Origin of the sequence: Acinetobacter sp. NIOH-H-8 (genome assembly GCF_046635365.1) — a bacterium.
Taxonomy (GTDB): Bacteria; Pseudomonadota; Gammaproteobacteria; order Pseudomonadales; family Moraxellaceae; genus Acinetobacter.
Genome location: NZ_JBHDVN010000391.1, coordinates 1 through 346, shown reverse-complemented (window position 1 = coordinate 346; position 346 = coordinate 1). Strand labels below are relative to the sequence as shown.

Below are 346 nucleotides of genomic sequence, written 5' to 3'. Positions count from 1 at the left end.
TGAAGTGCGACATAAACCACCTAATTAATTTAAAGGGTTTATGGAGTATATAAAATTGTCATACCATCATCTTAACTTTGAAGATCGTACTGCATTAATGCTTGAGTCAAGAAAAGAAGGCTTTTCACCCAGAAAATTTGCTGAACTTATTAAAAGACATCCTAGTACGATCTATCGTGAACTTAAAAGAAATAGCATCAATGACGTTTATCAAGCTCGATATGCTTCTGATAACACCTTCGCTAGACGTAGACGTGGTCACAGAAAACTCAAAATCGACTCAATCCTCTGGAGATTTATTGTTGAAGCGATCCGTTGTTTATGGTCTCCTCAGCAAATATCGAAG

Annotated in this window: 1 protein-coding gene; it reads left to right on the top strand. The window is 36.4% G+C overall.

Annotation, left to right across the window (positions count from 1 at the left end):
* Positions 1 to 97: 97 nt before the first annotated feature.
* On the top strand, positions 98 to 346 hold a 249-nt coding region (locus ACEWB7_RS18800), incomplete at its 3' end, for a helix-turn-helix domain-containing protein (RefSeq protein ID WP_411581202.1).